This is a genomic window from Streptomyces sp. NPDC007929 (assembly GCF_042959065.1).
In the GTDB taxonomy this organism is placed as follows: domain Bacteria; phylum Actinomycetota; class Actinomycetes; order Streptomycetales; family Streptomycetaceae; genus Streptomyces.
Genome location: NZ_JBIBKD010000002.1, coordinates 48,862 through 68,567, shown reverse-complemented (window position 1 = coordinate 68,567; position 19,706 = coordinate 48,862). Strand labels below are relative to the sequence as shown.

At 72.9% G+C, this 19,706-nt stretch carries 13 protein-coding genes; 6 read left to right on the top strand and 7 right to left on the bottom strand.

Translation table 11 applies throughout. The features are described from left to right. Positions 1-12: 12 nt before the first annotated feature. The 3 genes from ACFZDE_RS05115 to ftsE form a co-directional block, all read right to left on the bottom strand. Positions 13-1,182 carry a S41 family peptidase gene (locus tag ACFZDE_RS05115; RefSeq protein ID WP_391003023.1) on the bottom strand — a complete coding sequence of 390 codons (1,170 nt, stop codon included), beginning with the start codon at positions 1,180-1,182 and terminating at the stop codon, positions 13-15. 68 nt (positions 1,183-1,250) lie between these two features. After that, positions 1,251-2,168 (bottom strand): permease-like cell division protein FtsX, encoded by a 918-nt coding sequence (ftsX, locus tag ACFZDE_RS05110; protein ID WP_391003021.1) that lies wholly within the window; start codon positions 2,166-2,168, stop codon positions 1,251-1,253. 40 nt (positions 2,169-2,208) lie between these two features. Further along, complete coding sequence (gene ftsE / locus ACFZDE_RS05105) at positions 2,209-2,898, bottom strand: cell division ATP-binding protein FtsE (RefSeq protein WP_003990615.1); 690 nt, start codon at positions 2,896-2,898, stop codon at positions 2,209-2,211. A 257-nt stretch (positions 2,899-3,155) separates the two neighbouring features. Between ftsE and ACFZDE_RS05100 the strand changes: the two genes are divergently transcribed. Further along, a complete protein-coding gene (locus ACFZDE_RS05100; protein ID WP_391003018.1) occupies positions 3,156-3,347 on the top strand; it encodes a hypothetical protein in 192 nt (63 codons plus the stop codon). Between the two features lie 124 nt (positions 3,348-3,471). Here ACFZDE_RS05100 and ACFZDE_RS05095 read toward each other — a convergent pair whose 3' ends face one another. The 4 genes from ACFZDE_RS05095 to ACFZDE_RS05080 all read right to left on the bottom strand — a co-directional run bounded on the left by ACFZDE_RS05095 (position 3,472) and on the right by ACFZDE_RS05080 (position 8,613). Beyond that, a complete protein-coding gene (locus ACFZDE_RS05095; protein ID WP_391197567.1) occupies positions 3,472-4,095 on the bottom strand; it encodes an LPXTG cell wall anchor domain-containing protein in 624 nt (207 codons plus the stop codon). A 291-nt stretch (positions 4,096-4,386) separates the two neighbouring features. After that, on the bottom strand, positions 4,387-5,490 hold the full coding sequence (prfB, locus tag ACFZDE_RS05090; protein WP_161366359.1) for a peptide chain release factor 2: 1,104 nt from the start codon (positions 5,488-5,490) through the stop codon (positions 4,387-4,389). A 58-nt stretch (positions 5,491-5,548) separates the two neighbouring features. Further along, complete coding sequence (locus ACFZDE_RS05085; RefSeq protein ID WP_391003013.1) at positions 5,549-6,793, bottom strand: protein kinase; 1,245 nt, start codon at positions 6,791-6,793, stop codon at positions 5,549-5,551. Positions 6,794-6,915: 122 nt separating this feature from the next. Further along, positions 6,916-8,613, bottom strand: a complete 1,698-nt coding sequence (locus ACFZDE_RS05080; protein ID WP_391003011.1) for a protein kinase — start codon at positions 8,611-8,613, stop codon at positions 6,916-6,918. A 400-nt stretch (positions 8,614-9,013) separates the two neighbouring features. On the opposite strand from ACFZDE_RS05080, the gene ACFZDE_RS05075 reads away from it, so the two are divergent. From ACFZDE_RS05075 to ACFZDE_RS05055, 5 genes are all read left to right on the top strand, one after another. Then, a complete protein-coding gene (locus tag ACFZDE_RS05075; protein WP_391197564.1) occupies positions 9,014-13,309 on the top strand; it encodes an FHA domain-containing protein in 4,296 nt (1,431 codons plus the stop codon). Positions 13,310-13,485: 176 nt separating this feature from the next. Then, entirely contained in the window at positions 13,486-14,898 is a 1,413-nt protein-coding gene (locus ACFZDE_RS05070) for an extracellular solute-binding protein (RefSeq protein ID WP_391003007.1), read from the top strand. A gap of 4 nt (positions 14,899-14,902) precedes the next feature. Then, the gene (locus ACFZDE_RS05065) at positions 14,903-16,249 is read left to right on the top strand and encodes an ABC transporter permease subunit (protein WP_391197562.1); all 1,347 of its coding nucleotides are present in this window, start codon (positions 14,903-14,905) and stop codon (positions 16,247-16,249) included. Continuing rightward, complete coding sequence (locus ACFZDE_RS05060; protein WP_391003003.1) at positions 16,246-17,124, top strand: ABC transporter permease subunit; 879 nt, start codon at positions 16,246-16,248, stop codon at positions 17,122-17,124. The genes ACFZDE_RS05065 and ACFZDE_RS05060 overlap by 4 nt, the downstream gene beginning before the upstream one ends. Positions 17,125-17,266: 142 nt before the next feature. After that, positions 17,267-19,564 carry a CDP-glycerol glycerophosphotransferase family protein gene (locus tag ACFZDE_RS05055; protein ID WP_391197560.1) on the top strand — a complete coding sequence of 766 codons (2,298 nt, stop codon included), beginning with the start codon at positions 17,267-17,269 and terminating at the stop codon, positions 19,562-19,564. Positions 19,565-19,706 lie beyond the last annotated feature (142 nt).

Here is a 19,706-nt window from a genome sequence, read left to right as displayed (position 1 = left end):
GCGGAAAGTCGATTACGAGGGCTTCGCCAGGCCCCGCAGGACGGTCCCGGCGCGCTGGAGGGCGTCCTCGCCGGTCTCCAGGTCGGGCGTGATGCCGCGGCCGTCGACGCCGCGGCCGGAGGGGGTGCGGTAGTGCCCGACGGTGAGCTCCGCCACGGAGCCGTCGGGCAGCCGGCTCGGCATCTGCACCGAGCCCTTGCCGAAGGTGCGGGAGCCCACCACGAGCGCCCGTCCACGGTCCTGCACGGCGCCGGTGAGAAGCTCGGCCGCGCTCATCGTCCCGCCGTCGACGAGCGCGACCAGGGGTCTGGTGGTGTCCCCGCCGGACTCGGCGTGCAGGGCGCGCTGCTCGCCCTCGACGTCGTAGGTGGCGACCAGACCGCCGTCGAGGAAGGCGGAGGCGGCGGTCACGGCCTCGGCGACCAGGCCGCCGGAGTTGCCGCGCAGGTCCAGGACGATCCCGGCGCCGGGCGGGGACTGCCGGACGGCGTCACGGACCTGGTGGCCGGAGCCCTTGGTGAAGGTGGCGACCTTGATGACGGTGACCCGGCCGGCCAGCTCCCGGACGGTGACGGAGTCCGTGGTCAGCTGGGCCCGGCGCAGTGTCTCGGTCCACGCGCGCGTGCCGCGCTGAAGGCCGAGGCGGACGGCGGTGCCGGCGGGGGCGTCGAGGGCGTCCCCGCGCAGTAAGGAGACGACCTCCGTCACGGGACGGCCGTCGGCCTTCTCGCCGTCGACGCTGCGCAGCAGGTCCCCGGCCCGGATCCCGGCGGTGGCGGCGGGCGAGCCGCGGCGCACCTTCGTCACCTCGATACGGCCGTCCCGCTCGCTGCGGGCCCACAGGCCGACGCCGGTGTACTCGCCGTCGAGGGACTCCTCGAACTCCTCGTACTCGCCCGGGGAGTAGACGGCGCCCCAGCGGTCCCCGCTGCGGCTGACGGCGCGCTTGGCGGCCTGGATCGGGGACTTGCCGTCGGCCATGGCCTCCTCGGCCGCCCGCGCGACGTCCGCGTGGTGCCCGGCCGGTCCGGCCGAACGGGCCTCGTCCCGGGCGGACTTCTGCTCGCCCTGCGGCAACGCCCCGGTGGCCGCGCCGGCGACGAGCACGCTCGTGAACACCAACGTCAGGGCCGCCCCACGACGGATACGACGGGGCTGACAGAACGGGTCACGACCTGACATGCCGGTGAGTCTAGGACAAGCGGAAGGGCCGTACGGCCGGTTGACCGCACGGCCCCTCTTGGTATGCGTCACACCTTCAAGTACTTGCGCAGCGCGAAGAACGCGGCCAACGCGGGCATCAGCAGGCTCGTCGCGAGGATGAGCGGCAGCTTGGTGAGGACCGCGTCCCAGCCGATGAAGTTGATCAGTGTCAGCTGGTCGGCCAGGGCCAGTCCGTGGTCGATGAGGAAGTACCGGGCGATCAGCAGGAACCCGCACGCGAGGGTGCCGCCGATGAGTCCGGCGACCGCGGCCTCCATGATGAACGGCGCCTGGATGTAGAAGCCGGAGGCGCCGACCAGCCGCATGATGCCGGTCTCACGCCGGCGGCTGAACGCCGAGACGCGCACGGTGTTGACGATCAGCATCAGCGCGACGACCAGCATCAGCGCCATCACCGCGCGGGCGGCCCAGTTCATGCCGTTCAGCAGCTTGAAGAGGTTGTCCAGGATGCCCTTCTGGTCCTGCACGGACTGCACGCCGTCCCGCCCGTTGAAGGCGGTGGCGATGACCTGGTACTTCTCCGGGTCCTTCAGCTTGATGCGGTACGACTCCTGCATCTGGTCCGGCGTGAGGGAGCTGGCGAGCGGGGAGTCGCCGAACTGCTCCTTGTAGTGCTTGTACGCCTGGTCCTGCGACTCGTACGTGACCGCCTGGACGACGTCCATCTTGCCGAGGTCGGCCTTGATCTGGGACTTCTGGTCGTCGGTCACCGCGCCCTTGGCGCAGTTGGGGTCGGACTCGGCGTCGCTCTTGTTGCAGAGGAAGATCGAGACGTTGACCTTGTCGTACCAGTAGCCCTTCATGGTGCTGACCTGGTCGCTCATCAGGAGCGACCCGCCGAACAGGGCGAGCGACAGGGCGACGGAGACGACGACGGCGAAGGTCATCGTCAGGTTGCGGCGGAGACCGACACCGATCTCCGACAGGACGAACTGGGCGCGCATGGCGACTGGTTATGCCTTTCCGTGGATCTCGGGTGCGGTATCAGTGCTGGTAGCCGTAGACACCGCGGGCCTGGTCGCGGACGAGGCGGCCCTTCTCCAGTTCGATGACGCGCTTGCGCATCTGGTCGACGATGTTCTGGTCGTGCGTGGCCATCACCACGGTGGTGCCCGTCCGGTTGATCCGGTCGAGCAGCTTCATGATGCCGACGGAGGTCTGCGGGTCGAGGTTGCCGGTGGGCTCGTCGGCGATGAGCAGCTTGGGCCGGTTGACGAAGGCCCGCGCGATGGCGACGCGCTGCTGCTCACCACCGGACAGCTCGCCGGGCATCCGGTCCTCCTTGCCGCCGAGCCCGACCAGGTCGAGCACCTGCGGCACGGACTTGCGGATCTCGCCGCGGGACTTTCCGATGACCTCCTGCGCGAAGGCGACGTTCTCGCCGACCGTCTTGTTCGGCAGCAGCCGGAAGTCCTGGAAGACCGTCCCCAGCTGGCGCCGCATCTGCGGGACCTTCCAGTTGGACAGGCGGGCGAGGTCCTTGCCCAGCACGTGCACCTGACCGTGGCTGCACCGCTCCTCGCGGAGGATCAGCCGCAGGAAGGTGGACTTACCGGAGCCGGAGGACCCCACGAGGAAGACGAACTCGCCCTTCTCGACCTCCAGGGATACATCCCTGAGGGCGGGGCGGGTCTGCTTGGGGTAGACCTTGGAGACATTGTCGAATCGGATCACGGATGCACCACGGGTCGCCGGGGGTAGATGAGCGTGACCATACGCGACCCGGGTGGGGCATCGCAGTCACCGACTGTGGTTGCGCCATGGATATGCCGTTTTGTTCCGAGCCCCGAGGGGCGCGGGGGCACTGTGCGTACAACCACAGAAAAGGCGCAGCCGCGCGACGGCCGTCGGAACCTGGCAAAGTGGAGGGGGGAACATTCCCACCCCCACGGACGTTGGACACGTGGAACCGGCGCAAGGAGGGCAAGCGCATGACGTACGACCGGCTGGTGTGCGCGAACTGCGCGTCCCCCGTGAACGAGGGCCGATGCCCCGTGTGCCGCGCGAACCGTGAGCGGCTGCAGCAGGAGAACTTCCTGGCGGGTATGAACCCGATGGCGCTGATCGCACTGCTGACGGTGCTGATCGCCGCGGTGGCCCTGCTGGCGCACCAGACCGTGTGACGGCGTAGGCGGCCGCCCCACCCCGAAGACATGGCCGAGGGCCCGGAGCGAATCGCTCCGGGCCCTCGGTGTCGCGTTGTGTGCACGGCCCGTGTGGCCACGGCCCGTGCGGACGCGGCTACCGTCAGGCGGCAGCCCCGCCGCGACCGCCCACGAGGCGCGGCAGCAGACGGAAGCCGACACCGCCGGCGATCATCGTGGCGGCGCCGATCACCAGGAAGGTGGTCTGCGCGGCACCCGTCTCGGCGAGCTCCTTGCCGTTGCCCTGGGCCTGGGCCTGCGGGGCTGCCGGGGTGGCGTCCGAGCCGATCTCGGTGAGCTCGGAGGAGCCCTCCTCCCGCGGCGAGGTGCCGCCGTCGGGGTCGGTGTTGTTGCCGCCGCCGTTGCCACCACCGTTGCCGTTGCCGCCGCCGGTGCCGTTCCCGTTGCCGGGGTTCGTCGGGGCGTCGGTCGGGTCCTCGGTCGGCTCGGTGGGCTCGTCCGTGGGCTCGGTCGGCTCGTCGGTGGGCTCCTCGGACGACGGCGGCGGGTCGGTCGGCTCGCCCGTCGGGATGACGGTCGGTTCGCCGGTGGGCTCACCCGTCGGCGGCGGGGTCGGAGTGGGCGACTCCTCGGCGCAGAGGATGCCGAGCAGGCAGTCCTCGGACTCCGCGGCGGATGCGGCGCCGGCGGCGGTCAGCGAGGCACCGGCGGCGATCACGGCACCGGCCGCTATCCGCGCGACGCGGATCCGCGTCTTCTTCGTCATGTGGTTGCTACCCCCAGTAGCTCATCGTCATTAGGCAGCGCTCGGGGCTGTGCTCGACGGGTACGGCTCCTGTGAAAGGGCCCCCCGGTTCACATGCGCCCCAGAGACACGCATGCCGCGCTTCACCCTTCCCATTTTTCAAGAACACGTCAAGGTCGTTTGCGGCCGCCATGTCCAACTACGGGGGCTATGCCGGGAGTCTGAGCCTGTGACTGTGATGTAAAACCCGGACATCCGAGCACAGAAAAGGCAACTGCCGCCCCGGGGGCGGCAGTTGCCATGTCGACAAACTTACTTCTCCTGCTGCTTGCGCCAGCGAATTCCGGCCTCGATGAAGCCGTCGATCTCGCCGTTGAACACCGCCTCGGGGTTGCCGACCTCGAACTCGGTACGCAGGTCCTTGACCATCTGGTACGGGTGCAGGACGTAGGAACGCATCTGGTTGCCCCAGGAGCTGCCGCCGTCCTTGAGGGCGTCCATCTTGGCCCGCTCCTCCTGGCGCTGGCGCTCCAGCAGCTTGGCCTGGAGCACGTTCATGGCCGTGGCCTTGTTCTGGATCTGCGAGCGCTCGTTCTGGCAGGAGACGACGATGCCGGTGGGGATGTGGGTCAGGCGCACCGCGGAGTCGGTGGTGTTGACGCCCTGGCCGCCGGGGCCGGACGAGCGGTACACGTCCACCCGCAGTTCGGACTCGTCGATCTCGATGTGGTCGGTCTGCTCCACCACGGGCAGGATCTCCACGCCCGCGAAGGAGGTCTGCCGCCGGCCCTGGTTGTCGAAGGGCGAGATGCGCACCAGCCGGTGCGTGCCCTGCTCGACGGAGAGCGTGCCGTACGCGTAGGGCGCCTGGACGGCGAAGGTGGTCGACTTGATGCCGGCCTCCTCCGCGTACGACGTCTCGTAGATCTCGGTCTTGTAACCGCGCTGCTCGGCCCAGCGCAGATACATGCGCTGGAGCTTCTCGGCGAAGTCGGCGGCGTCGACGCCACCGGCCTCGGCACGGATGTTCACCAGCGCCTCACGGGAGTCGTACTCACCGGAGAGGAGGGTGCGCACCTCCATCTCGTCCAGCGCCTTCTTCACGGCCGTGAGCTCGGACTCGGCCTCGGCACGGGTGTCCGGGTCGTCCTCCTCCTCGGCCATCTCGAAGAGGACGCCCAGGTCGTCGATGCGACCGCGCAGGGCCTCGGCCTTGCGCACCTCGGCCTGGAGGTGGGACAGCTTGCTGGTGATCTTCTGCGCCTCATCGGGGTTGTCCCAGAGGGACGGCGCGGCCGCCTGCTCCTCGAGCACGGCGATGTCTGCCCTCATCTTGTCGAGGTCCAGAACGGCCTCGATCGACTCCATGGTCGAGGAGAGGGACTTGAGCTCTTCGGATACGTCGACGACTGCCACGCCCTCCAGCGTAACGGCTCCGCCCGGCGGCCAGCGCCGGGCGGCCGGACCCGGCGGCTCAGGGGGTCTGCGGGGCGGAGTTCTTCGTGTCCTGGGGAGGGGCGCCGCCGTCGTCGTCCGACGTGGACAGCCAGGCGCCGACCCCGATCGCCGCCGTGAGGGCGACCGCGCCCGCTCCCAGGGCCATCCGGCGGCGCCGGGCCGCGGCGCGGTTGCGGGCCGAGCCGGGGCGGGGGGTGCCCGCGGTGCGCGGGGCCCGGGCCGTGCCGTGGGCGCCGCCGGCCAGCTCGTCGGGGGCGGGCACGCGCATCGAGGTGTGGGTGTCGCGGTTGGAGTCGGCCGGCTTCGCGCCCGGGACCAGGGGGACCGCGCCCCGCCGGACCCGCTCCCCGGCCGGCGCCGGTCCGGCGGGCTGCTCCTCGCGGTCGGCCTCCTCCGCTGACTCGGTGTCCGGCTCGTCGACCTCCAGCGGGGGCATGCCCGCCAGCATCGGCAGCAGCTCCCGCAGCCGGGCCCCGAGCTCCGAGGCCCGCAGCCGCGACGCCGGTGCCTTGGCCAGGCACTGCACCAGCAGCTGCCACAGCTCGTCCGGGATGCCGGGCAGCGGGACGACCGTCTCCGTGACGTGCCGGCGCAGGACCGCCCCGGGGTGGCCGCCGCCGAAGGGCGTGAAGCCGGCCAGCAGCTCGTAGAGGACGGTGGCGAGCGCGTAGATGTCGACGGACGCGCGCGGCGGCAGGCCCTCGACGATCTCCGGGGCGAGGTAGTCCGGAGTGCCGATGATCTTCGTGGCTTTGGTGCGGCGCGGGGTGTCGATGAGTTTGGCCACGCCGAAGTCGGTCAGCAGCGCGCGGTGGGAGCCGCCGGGGCCGAGCGGGCCCTGCATGTCCAGGAGGACGTTCTCCGGCTTGACGTCCCGGTGGACGACGCCCGCGGCGTGCGCGGCGGCCAGTCCGTCGGCGATGTCGGCCGCGATGGCTACGGCCGCCTCGGGGGCCAGGCGCCGGTCCCGCTCCAGCCGGGTACGCAGGTCCGTGCCGCGCACGAGGTCCATGACGAGCGCCAGGTCGTTGCCGTCGACGACGAGGTCCCGCACCGACACCACGTGCGGGTGCTCCAGGCCGAGCAGGGCCGTGCGCTCCTGGACGAAGCGTCCGACGAGTTCCTCGTCGGACGCGAGGTCCTCGCGCAGCAGCTTGATGGCGACGGGACCCTCGGGGCCCTCACCCAGCCACACCGTGCCGGCGCTGCCCCGCCCGAGGATCTGGTGGGCGGTGTACCGGCTGCCGATCTTCCGTGCCAAGGCTGCTCCTACCGACGCGTGTTGTCGCTAAAACTACGCGTCCGGAGAGCCAACCTTCACCGTCGAGGCGGAAATCACCCGCCGGGTGTCGACAAATCACCATCCTCGCGGGGCGGTTCCGGTCAGTTCGTGCCGGAACCGCTTCCGCCGAGCTTCTCGAACCAGCCGGTCACCGTGGAGAACCAGTCGGTGAGCTGCTCCCAGTAGCCCTTGGTGGTGCCGATCCACTCCTGGAGCGGGCTCAGTTCCCAGATCAGCCAGCCCGCGACGAACAGGATGACGATCGTGAACAGACAGCCCTTCAGACAGCCGAGCCCGGGGATCCGCATCGGGTTGGCGCTGCGCTGCCGGGGCTGGCGGGGCTCGCGCTGGGGCCGCTGCGGCTGCTGGGGCTGGGCCGGGGGCGCGGGCGGGGCGTAGCGCTGCGGCGGCTGGGGGCGCTGCGGCTGCGGTGCGTACTGCTGGGGCTGGGGCTGCTGCTGCGGGTGGCCGTAGCCGGGGCCGGGCGGGGGTGCCTGGCGGCGCGGGGGCTGCTGCGGCCGGGCGACCTGGCGCTGGGGCCGGCGGCGCAGCGGGTCCTCGTTCGGGTCGAGGTACTGGACCTGCGTCTGCTCGTTGCGGTCGCGGGCCGCGCGCAGCTGGTTCTGCCAGGGGTGCGGGTCCTCGGGGCCGCCCTGCTGGTTCTGCTGACCGGGGTGGCCGGGCGAGCCGGGCGGGACCGGCGGCATGACGGCGGTCGGGTCGGCCGCGCCGCGGTGGTTCATGACGGCGGTGGGGTCGGCGGCGCCGGCCGGGCCGCCGGTGTGCGGCATGACGCTGGTCGCGGCGTTCGGGTCGTACGAGGCCGCGCCCTGCGGGAGGACCTGGGTCGGGTCGGCGTCGCCGGAGGTGTCCGGGACCGGCGCGGGGGCCGGGTCGGGCGCCAGGAGCATGCCGACGCCCTCGGCGGCGGCGATCTGCGCGGAGTTCGCGTGCACCCCGATGCCCTCGGCGACGACGCGCAGACCGCGGGCGAGGTTCTCGGCGCTGGGCCGTTCGTCCGGGTTCTTGCGCAGGCAGCGCTCGATGACCGTCCACAGCGGGTCGGGGACGGTGGAGGGGCGGCGCGGCTCGGCGCTGAGGTGCTGGTGCAGCACTTCGAGGGCGGAGCCGCCGGAGAACGGCGGGCGGCCGGTGACCAGCTCGTAGAGCAGGATGCCGGCGCCGTAGATGTCGACGGCGGAGGTCTGCGGGCGGCCCTCGGCGGACTCGGGCGCGACGTACGCGGGAGTGCCGACGAACTCCTGGGTGCGGGTCAGTCCCGGGGAGTCGGCGAGGCGGGCGATGCCGAAGTCGGTCAGCAGCGGGTGCATCCGCCCGTCGTACTGCTGGAGGAGGACGTTGGCCGGCTTGAGGTCGCGGTGGACGACGCCGTCGGCGTGGCTGGCGGCGAGCGCGTCGGCGATCTGGGCGGTGAGCAGGGCGGCGGCGACCGGGGTGAACGGACCGTTCTCGCGCAGGTAGCGGTGCAGGTCGGGGCCCTCGACGAGGTCCATGACCAGCGCCAGCAGCTCGCCCTCGACGACCAGGTCACGCACCCGGACGATGTTCGGGTGGGTCAGCCGCAGCAGGACGGAGCGCTCGCGCAGGAACCGCATGACGATGTCCGGGTCGCCGGCCAGTTCCTCTTTGAGGACCTTGATCGCAACGGTCTCGCCGGGCTGTCCCGGCACGGCCGCCTCGGCGCCCGCGGTCTCACGCTGGCGGGCTCGCCAGACGGTGCCCGTGGCGCCGCGTCCGAGCGGCTCCTCGAGCAGGTACTTGCTGCCTACCGGCCGCACGTCATGCGCTCCCTGGTGCTTGCCTTGCCTGCTGGCCTGTCCGACCCACTGTAGTGCCGGGGGGCCGGGGACCGGTGTGTCGTCTTTCGGTGGATCTCAGGCTGTGGGTTTCTGTGGATCTCACGCAGTGGGTCTTACGTAGCCGTCCTCACCGCCGTTCGAAGGAAAGACGCTCGGCTCGGTCGTGTGGTTGCCGGGAGTGAGCGTGACTGATCTCAAGCGGTCGCCTGTGGGTCATCTCTCAGGCACTTTTGCGGGCAGAGCCGACCAATCAAGATCACCTTTTCCCGAGCGAGGGGCGCGCTGTCAGTGGCAGGTGCGAGGATGCTGGCAGTACTGGCCGACGTGCTGGGGCGGGGTGGGGGACTCCGCGCCCGGGCAGAAGGGACCGCTGACGGCGATGCAGATCCGGCTGACCGTCGTAGATCCGCTGGGCCCGTCGGCGCCGGCGCGGGACCGCGCCCCGCGCAGCGACGTGCTGGTCACCGCGCCCGCCGGTACGGCGCTCGCCGCGGTGGCGTCCGCGCTCGTCCAGGTGGTCTCCGGTGGTGACGGCTCGGGCACGCCCGTGCTGTACGCCGGGGAGCAGCGGCTCGACGCCCAGCGCTGCACGCTCGGAGAGCCCCCGCTGACCGACGGCGCCGTGCTGTCCGTGGGCGCGCCGGGCGAGCCCGAGCCGCATCCCGAGCTGGAGGACGCCCCGGCCCAGCTCCAGGTCGTGGCCGGCCCCGACGCGGGCGGTGTCCATCTTCTGCACGGCGGCGAGATCCGCGTCGGCCGCTCCGCCGACGCCGACGTGCCGCTCGACGACCCGGACGTCTCCCGGCTGCACTGCGCGGTGACGGTGAGCGCTGACGGCCGCGTCGCGGTCGCCGACCTGGACTCCACGAACGGCACCACGGTGAACGGCGCGCGGATCGGCGGCCGGGCGGTCCCCTTCGCGCCGGGCGCGCTGCTGCGGATCGGTGAGTCGGCCCTGCGGCTGGCCCCCGCCGGGGGGCCGGGGGGCCGCGTCGAGACCACCCCGGACGGCGAGGGACACGTGCGCGTGGCCGGGCCCGCCGGGGAGACGGCGGCGTCCCACCCGCGCGTGGCCGACCCGGCCCCGGCCGGACCCGCCGGTCCCACGCACCACGCCTACGGCTCGACGCCCTGGAGCGCGCCGGGCGGCTCCGGAAGCGGCCCGGCGGATCCGGCCGTGGTGCCGGGGCAGGGCGGGGCACCGCGGATCGAGAGCGGGGGGCCGGGCACGGCGCCGGACGGCGGGAAGACGCACGCGGAGGGTCCGGCTTCTCGGGGCGAGGCGCCCCCTGGGGCAGACGGCCGGGGCCGGACGCCCGCTCCGGGCAGCGGGCATGATGCCCACCCGGCGGACGGCTGGAGTCGCGCGTCCGCCCAGGACGCCGGGGGCGCGGTCCACGCCGGGGACGGCCCGGGTCGGGCTCCCGCCCAGGGGGCCGGGAGCGGGGTGCCGCCCCGGGAGCCCGCGGGCACGGGGAGCCGCCAGGAGCATGCACCCGACACCGGGGGTGCGGCCCTCAGCGGGCATGATGCCCACCCGGCGGACGGCTGGAGTCGCGCGTCCGCCCAGGGACCCGCGACCCACGCCGGGGACAGCCCGGGTCGGGCTCCCGCCCAGGGCGGCGCCGGGAGCGGGATGCCGCCCCGGGGCGACGGAGGCGCGGGAAGCGGCCAGGGGCATTCGCCCGGCACCGGGGGTGCGGCCCGCAGCGGGCATGATGCCCACCCGGCGGACGGCTGGAGTCGCGCGTCCGCGCAGGGCGCCGGGGGCGCGGCCCACGCCGGGGACGGCTGGAGCGAGGTGCCGCCCCGGGGCGACGGAGGTGTGGGGAGCGGCTGGGGTCAGGCGTCCGCCCAGAGCACAGGGGGCAGCCCGCATCAGGCGTCCGCACCCGGCAGCAGGGACGCGGCCCGCCCGGGCGGCAGCCGGAGCGCGGTTCCGCACCAGGGCACCCGGGGCGCAGGGGGCAGCCCGAGCCAGGCGCCCCCCGGACGCGCCGAAGACGCGGCGCGGGCGCAAGCCGTCGGGCCCGCCCGGTCCTCCTCCGAGACGTACGGAACGCCCACCCGGCAGCACGAAACGGCTCAGCAGCGCTCCCCCCTCACTCCTCCCTACGCCCCGGCCCGGCCCGTGAGCGGCGCCGGGGACACGCACGCGGGTCGTTCCGGCCTCGGGGCGTTCGGCGGGGAGACGGACGACCCGGCCCTCGCGGACCAGCGCTCCGGCCGCGGGCGCAAAGGCACCCCCCTGCGCGGCACCGACGTACCCCCGGGAACCCGCAGGCGCGGTGGGATCGGGGCATGGGCCCGGCGGCTGACCGGAGGACGTGGCGAGCAGGCGGCGGAACCAGCAGGGGCATACGAGGACGAGCCCGCCGAGGTCGCCACGGAGCACCCGGTCGTCGCACCGGCCGCCCCGGAGACCTGGCCGGATCCGGCCACGCTGCTGCTCACGGCCCTCGGGCCCGGCCCGCGGCTGTGGGAGCGCGGCCCCGGTCACCCGGAGGCGCTGGCCGTGCGCCTCGGCACGGCCGACCGGGCGGCACCGGACGGCTCGGGCCTGCTGCCCGCCGTGCCCGTGACCACCGGGCTGCGCGAGGTCGGCGCCCTGGGCCTCGCCGGGCCGCGGGCGCGGCTGTCCGGGCTGGCCCGTGCGGTCCTGGCCCAGCTCACCACGCTGCACTCCCCCGACTCGCTGGAGATCGTGCTGATCGCCGCGGACCGCTCCCGCTCCTTGGAGGAGCGCACCGCCGAGTGGTCCTGGCTGGGCTGGCTGCCGCACGTCCGGCCGGGGCACGGGCAGGACTGCCGGCTGCTCCTCGCGTACGACCGCGAACAGGCGGCGGCCCGCACCGACGAACTCACCCGCCGTCTGGAGGACCAGCTGGCGGACCTGGCCCCGGGCACCGGCCCGGCGGGCACCCCGGCGGGCGGCGGCCCGCAGCCTCTCGGCACCACCCCCGCCACGGATCCGTCCCTCCCCTCCCCCCGCCGCCCCTCCTGGGCCCGGGACGACGACGCCGGGGCGGCCGGTTTCCCCGGCCCGTTCACGGTCGTGATCGTCGACGGCGACCCCGGCGGCGCCGACCTGCGCGGAGCCGTCGCGCGGCTGGCGCTGGAGGGCCCCCGGGCCGGGATACACGTGGTCTGTCTGGCCGAGACGGCCGCCGCCTCCCCGGCGTCGCCGGTGACGGAGACGTACGAGGCGGCCTGCGCGGTGGCCCCGACCTTCCGGCAGTGCGGCGCGGTCGCGCTGCTCAGTGGGGACGTGGCGACGGCCCTGCGGCTGCTGCGCGTGGCCCGCACCGGCGGTGACGACTCTCCGGCCGGACCGGTCGGGCACGGCACCGTCGCCACCGTCGACGCCGTCTCCGCGGCCTGGGCCGAGCGGTTCGCGCGGGCGCTGGCGCCGCTGCGGACGGACGGCCCGGCGAGCGAGGGCCAGCCGCGCGTCTCCGCACCGCTGCCGCAGGCCGCCCGTCTGCTGGACGAGCTGGGTCTGGCCCGGGCCACCCCGGCGTCCCTGATGGCCCGCTGGGCGGACGCGGCCGACGACGCCGACGCGCTGGGCGGCCGGGTGCGCGCGGTGCTGGGCGCCGGGCCGCGCGGCCCGGTCTGCGCGGACCTCGCCGCCCAGGGCCCGCATCTGCTGATCGAGGGCCCGCCGGGCAGCGGCCGTACGGAGTTGCTGCGGGCGGTCGTCGCGTCGCTGGCCGCCGCCGAGCGGCCGGACCGGCTCGGCATCGTGCTGGTCGACGGCCGGGGCGGCCCGGGCGCGGGCGGCGGGCACGGCGAGGGCCTGCGGGTGTGTACGGACGTACCGCATGTGACGACGCTGCTGATGGCCCATGACCCGGTCCGGATGCGGGAGTTCGCGCAGTCCCTGAGCGCCGAGCTGAAGCGGCGCGCCGAGCTGCTGGGGCGGTCCGACTTCGCCGAGTGGCACACCGGGCGGGAGCTGTCGGGCCGTATGGTCGCCCAGCGCACGGCGACGGCGCGGGGCGGCGACCGGGCCGAGACCGCGGACCGGGCGGGAGCCGGGGACCGGGCAGGGGCAGGGGCCGGGGACCGGGCGGGGGCCGGGGACATCGACTCCCCGTCGAGCTCGACGATGCGGCTGCGGCCGGGTGCGGCCCGGCGGCGGGCGGAGGCGGCCGCGCCGCCGCTCCCCCGGCTGGTCGTGGTCGTCGACGACCTGGACGCGCTGGTCTCCCCGGCGCTCGGCTCGACCGGGCGGCCCGCGGCCGGGTCGGTGATGCGCGCGCTGGAGGCCGTGGCCCGGGAGGGCGAGCGGCTCGGCGTCCATCTGGTGGCCGCCACCGGCCCGTGCACCCGTACGGCGGAGACGGAACCGGCGCGCCGGGCCACCCTGCGTGTCACCCTCGACGCGCCCGCTCCGGGCCCCGAAGAGCCCGCACCCGGCCGGGGGCGGCTGACCGGCCCGGACGGGCGGATCACCCCGTTCCAGGGCGGCCGGGTCACCGGCCGGATCCCCCGCACGGCGACGCTGCGCCCCACGGTCGTGCCCCTGGAATGGCACCGCATGGGTGACCCTCCGGCCCGCCGTCCGGTGCGGGAGCTCGGAAACGGCCCCACCGACCTGGCACTGTTGGCCAGCGCGCTGGAAAGGGCGGCGCGGGAGGTCGAGGCGGCGAAGGTGCCGTCACTTCTGTGACCGAGGACGGCCGTCGGCCCCACCTGGCGTCATGGGGCCGAGTCCCTGGTCACGAGGGAGTCACGATCCCCCGCTTGACAGCCGACGCCATCTTGCCGCCCCCGCACACCCGGGCGTAGACCAGATCGCACGGGAGCGCGCTCGACGTTCGACGAGGAACGAAGAACGGGGCAGTCATGCGCATGACGAGCAGCACCATCCGGACACGCTGGTCGCCCAGGCCGGACACGGCGACCCCCCAGCACCGCAGAGCCGCCAAGGCGGCCGCCGCACTCGCCGCGGGAGCCCTCGCGCTCTCGCTGTCCGCCTGCGGAAGCAGCGACGAGGGCAGCGGTGGGAGCACGGGCGACACCGACGACACCACCAGCAACGTCACCCTTCCGAAGCTGGACGGGACGAGCCTTGAGGTCGCCGCCGTATGGACCGGCACCGAACAGGCCAACTTCAAGAAGGTCCTGCAAGAGTTCGAGAAGCGCACGGGCGCCAAGGTCACGTTCGTGCCCGCACAGGACCCGATCATCAACTTCATCGGCTCGAAGGTGGCCGGCGGGCAGCCGCCGGACATCGCGATGCTGCCGCAGCCCGGCGCCATCAAGCAGGCCGTCGACAAGGGCTGGGCCAAGCCGCTGGGCTCCGAGGCCGTCAAGGAGCTCGGCGAGAACTACTCGCAGGGCTGGCAAGACATCGGCAAGGTGGGCGGCAAGCCCTACGGCGTCTACTACAAGGCCGCCAACAAGTCCCTGATCTGGTACAACAACCAGGTCTTCGAGAACGCCGGGGCGAGTGAGCCCGAGACCTGGCCGGATCTGCTCAACACCGCGCAGACGGTCTTCGACTCCGGCGTCACCCCGTTCTCCGTCGGCGGCGCCGAGGGCTGGACGCTGACCGACTGGTTCGAGAACGTGTACCTCTCCCAGGCCGGGCCGGAGAAGTACGACCAGCTGGCCAAGCACGAGATCAAGTGGACGGACCCGTCCGTGAAGGACGCGCTCACCACCCTCGCGCAGGTCTGGGGCAAGCCCGACTGGATCGCGGGCGGGGCGAACGGGGCGTTGCAGACCGACTTCCCGGCGTCCGTCACCCAGGTGTTCACCGGCGGGGACCAGCCCAAGGCCGCCATGGTGGCCGCGGGCGACTTCGCGCAGGTCAACATCCCGTCCAGTATGAAGATCGGCACGGACGCGAAGGTGTTCCCGTTCCCGGCGGTCGGTGACAACGGGCCGGTGGTCTCGGGCGGCGACGCGGCGGTGATCCTCCAGGACTCCAAGGGCTCACAGGCCCTGGCCACCTGGCTCGCCTCCCCGGACGCGGCGTCGATCCAGGCCAAGCTGGGCGGCTACCTCTCACCGAACAAGAACGTGCCGAACTCCGACTATCCGAACGCGGTGCAGCAGAAGATCGCCAAGGCGCTCATCGACGCCGGTGACGACTTCCGCTTCGACATGTCCGACCAGGCCCCGCAGGCCTTCGGCGGAACGCCCGGCAAGGGCGAGTGGAAGATCCTCCAGGACTTCCTGAAGAACCCGAAGGACATCGCGGGGACCCAGGCGAAGCTGGAGGCCGAAGCGGCCGCGGCCTACGGGAACTGACGTCATGACGTCGGTCCCGGCGGCAGGGGGCACCAAGCCCCCTGCCGCTCCCAAGTCGCGCAAGAGTGTGACCGGCACCCGCAGGACCGTCGCGGCGCTGTTCCTGCTGCCCGCGCTCGTCCTGCTCGGCGCGCTCGTGGTGTATCCGATCGGGTACTCGGTCGTGCGCAGCTTCTACGACCAGTCCGGCGACGGATTCGCCGGAATAGACAACTACAAGGCCCTCTTCACCGATGAGGGCATCCGCACCGCGCTGAAGAACAACATCATCTGGGTGGTGTTCGCGCCGACGATCGCGACGGCGCTCGGCCTGATCTTCGCGGTGCTGACCGAACGGGTGCGCTGGGGTACGGCGTTCAAGCTGGTCGTCTTCATGCCGATGGCGATCTCGATGCTGGCGGCGGGCATCATCTTCCGCCTGGTGTACGACCAGGACCCGGACAAGGGTGTCGCGAACGCGGTGTGGGTGGGCGTGCACGACACGTTCGCCCAGGCGTCGGCGTTCCCGAAGGCCCACCCGGGCCGGCAGTCACCGCTGGAACCGGCCGGCGGGGGCGCGTTCATCACCACCTCGCCCGTCCGCACGGGCGAGGCGGTCTCGCTGCCCCTGGTCGGGGTGGCGCCCGACCAGATGCCCGACGGGGCGAAGGCCGCGGTGGCGCCGAAGCCCGAGCCGGACAAGGTCACCGGCACGACCTGGCAGGACTTCACCCGCGGCAAGGGCGTCGGCACGCTCAACACCGTCGACGCGTCCGAGCTGGGCTACGCCGGGATGAGGGTCGAGGCCGTGAAGGACGGGAAGGTGGTGGCGTCGGCGACGGCCGCCGACGACGGAACCTTCACGCTTCCGGCCGCGGCCGACGGGGCCCAACTCAGGCTCCCGGCATCCAACTTCAAGGAGCCCTACAACGGCCTGGACTGGCTCGGCCCGTCCCTGGTCACCCCGGCCATCATCGGCTCGTACATCTGGATGTGGGCCGGTTTCGCGATGGTGCTGATCGCGGCCGGACTCGCCAGTGTGCCCCGGGAGCTGATGGAGGCGGCCCGGGTCGACGGCGCGAGCGAGTGGCAGGTGTTCAGACGCATCACGGTGCCGCTGCTGGCACCGGTCCTGGCGGTCGTCGCCGTCACCCTGATGATCAATGTGCTGAAGATCTTCGACCTGGTCTTCATCATCGCTCCGGGCTCCTCCCAGGACGACGCGAACGTGCTCGCCCTGGAGCTGTACCGCAAGGGCTTCTCCGAGGACCAGCCGGGCATCGCCAGCGCCATCTCGGTGTTCCTGCTGCTCCTGGTGATCCCGGTGATGTGGTTCAACGTGCGACGGCTGCGGCGGGAGGTGCGGCGATGAAGGCCAAGGAGCCGAGGAAGGCCAAGGAGTCGCTGGGCTCGCGGCTCACCGAGGCGGTCGGCGGCGGGGTGCTGCGGGTCTTCCTCATCATCGTCGGGCTGTTCTGGCTGGTGCCGACGATCGGGCTGCTGCTGTCCAGTCTCCGGGCGCCGGAGGACATCGCGGCCAGCGGCTGGTGGAAGGTGTTCACCGAGCCCTCACAGATCACCTTCGACAGCTACCGGAAGCTGCTGGAGAACGACGACATCACCAGCAGCCTGCTGAACACGGTGTGGATCACCGTCCCGGCGACCCTGCTGGTGGTGATCATCGGCTCGCTGGCCGGCTACGCCTTCGCCTGGATGGAGTTCCCGGGCCGGGACTGGTGGTTCCTGGGCGTGGTCGGCCTGTTGGTCGTCCCCGTGCAGGTGGCGCTGATCCCGATCGCCGAACTCTTCGGCAACATCGGCATCTTCGGCTCGGTACTCGGCGTGGTGCTCTTCCACGTCGGTTTCGGTCTGCCGTTCGCGGTGTTCCTGCTGCGGAACTTCTTCGCGGAGATCCCGCGCGAGCTGCTGGAGGCGGCGCGCCTGGACGGGGCGGGTGAACTGCGCCTGTTCTTCCGTGTCGTGATGCCGCTGGGCGGCCCGGCCATCGCCGCGCTGGGCATCTTCCAGTTCCTGTGGGTGTGGAACGACATGCTGGTCGCGCTGATCTTCTCGGACTCCGGGAGCCAGCCGATCACGGTCGCCCTGCAGACCCAGGTACGGCAGTTCGGCAACAACATCGACGTGCTGGCACCCGGCGCGTTCATCTCGATGGTGGTCCCGCTGGCCGTCTTCTTCGCGTTCCAGCGGCAGTTCGTGTCCGGCGTGATGGCGGGCGCGGTCAAGTAACGCCACTGATACGGCAGTTGGAGGGGCGGGCCGGGGTCGGTCCGCCCCTTCGGTATTCCCCCGGATGCCGTAGCAACCGTAACCAAGTCGGCCCAGCGGCCGTTCCCGGGCCGAACGCCCGCGCCGACCGATGGATGGCCTCTTGCCCAGGTTCAGTGTCATTGTCCCCGCGTACCAGGTTCAGGCGTACCTGCACGAGTGCCTCGAATCGGTGCTCTCCCAGTCCTGTCCCGATCTGGAACTGATCGTCGTCGACGACTGCTCACCGGACGCGTGCGGCGCGATCATCGACGAGTTCGCCGCCCGCGACCCGCGCGTGCGCCCCGTCCATCTGCCGGAGAACGTGGGCCTCGGCCGCGCGAGAAACGCCGGGGTGGCACACGCGAGTGGCGACTACCTGCTGTTCCTCGACAGCGACGACACCCTGACGCCCCACGCGCTGCGCTCGATCGCGGACCGGCTGAAGGAGACCGGCGAGCCGGACGTGCTGGTGTTCGACTACGCGCGCACCTACTGGACGGGCGAGGCGATCCGCAACCAGGCGGCCCCGCAACTGACCGAGCAGGGCCCGGCACCGTTCCGGCTGGAGGACCGGCCGGGGCTGCTGCGGCTGCTGATGGTCGCCTGGAACAAGGCCTACCGGCGGGAGTTCATCGAGCGGGAGGAGTTCTCCTTCCCGCCCGGCGTCTACGAGGACACGCCGTGGACCTACCCGGTGCTGATGACCGCCGACTCGATCGCGACCCTCGACCGGGTCTGCGTGCACTACCGGCAGCGGCGGCAGGGCAGCATCCTGCGCACCACCAGCGAGCGGCACTTCGACGTCTTCGAGCAGTACGAGCGGGTCTTCGCGTATCTCGACGAGCGGCCCGAACTGGCGCGGTGGCGGCCGGTGTTGTTCCGCCGTATGGTGCACCACCTGGCGATCGTGTACTCCCGGCGGGACCGGCTGCCCCGGGGCTCGCGCGCCGACTTCCTGCGCCGGGCCCGCGCCCACTACCGCCGCTACCGCACCCCCGGTATGCCCGTCCCTCCCCCACTCTCGACTTCGCTCGAACGGGGGCGCCCCCACCGCTGCCGGATCCACCACGTCCTGATCCGCTTCGGCCTGCACCGCACCTACCGCACCCTCCAACTGGCCTGGGCCGGCCGGCGCGGGGCCGCCCGGGCGACGGGGAAGCTGCTGCGGGGCCTGCGGTCGGCCGCCCTCAGGACCCACTACCGGGTCCAGCGCTGCCTGCCGCTGCGCGCCGACCGTGCCGCGTTCACCGCCTACGACGGCCGCGGCCACGGCTGCAACCCGGGCGCGCTGGAGGCCGCGTTCCGGGAGCTCGCGCCGCACATCCGCACGGCGTGGATCGCCCGCCGCGAGCACCACCACACCATCCCGCCCGGCCCGCGCCGCCTCGTCCCCGGGACGGCCGCCTACTGGACGGCGCTCGCCCGCTCCCGCTATCTGGTCAGCAACACCGGCTTCGACGACCGCCTGGCCAAGCGCCGGGGCCAGGTCCTGATCCAGACCGGGCACGGCACCCCCCTCGGCCATCTCGGCCTCGACCTCCAGGAACGCCCCGCGGCGGCCCGCGGCCGGGACTTCGCACGGCTGCTGAAGGACGTCGAGCGGTGGGACTACGTGCTGTCCGCCAACCGCCACACCACGCTCACCCACGAGCGCGTCCACCCCGGCCGCTACACCACGCTGGAGTACGGCTACCCCCGCAACGACGTCTTCCGGACGGCGACCCCGGCGGACGTGGCCCGGCTGCGCGCCTCGCTCGGCATTCCGCGGGGCGCGGTGGTGATCCTGTACGCGCCGACCCACCGCGACTACCGCCGCTCCCAGCGCCACACCCTCGACCTCCAGCGGATCGTGCGCCGCCTCGGCCCGCGCTACGTCGTCCTGGCCCGCGCCCACCACGCCTACGACGCCCCGCTGACCAGCACCTGCGGCCGGGTCGTCGACGTCTCCGGGCACCCGAGCGTGGAGTCGCTCTGCCTGGCCTCGGACGCCCTGGTCACGGACTACTCGTCGCTGATGTTCGACTACGCCAACCTGGACCGGCCGATCGTGATCCACGCCGACGACTGGGAGGCGTACGACGCGGCCCGTGGCACCTATTTCGACCTGCGCGATGTCCCGCCGGGTGCGGTCGCTCGCGGGGAGGACGAGCTGATCGACATCTTCGCCACGGGCCACTGGCGCGGCTCCCGCTCGGCCCAGCTGCGGGCGGCGTTCCGCGAGCGGTTCTGCGCCTACGACGACGGCCACGCCGCCGAGCGGGTGGTGCGCCGGGTCGTCCTCGGGGAGTCGGAGCTGCCGCCGGTGGTGCCGCTCGGCGAGCGCCGCCCGGTGCCGTCGGCGGCGGCCTCGCTGACGCGCGAGCCGCTCACCACGGTGCCGCTGCCGGCCGGTCCGCACACCGTCACCGACAGCCTCTGACCACGGTGCCCGGGAGTCCGCATGCCCTCCAGCCCGTCGCGGCCGACACCGTCCCGGCCGCCCTCCTGGCGCCCGTCCGGGCGGCCGGGGCGCCCGCGCGCCGGGTGAGACGGCCCGTCACCACCCCCTCGTGAAACCGCCT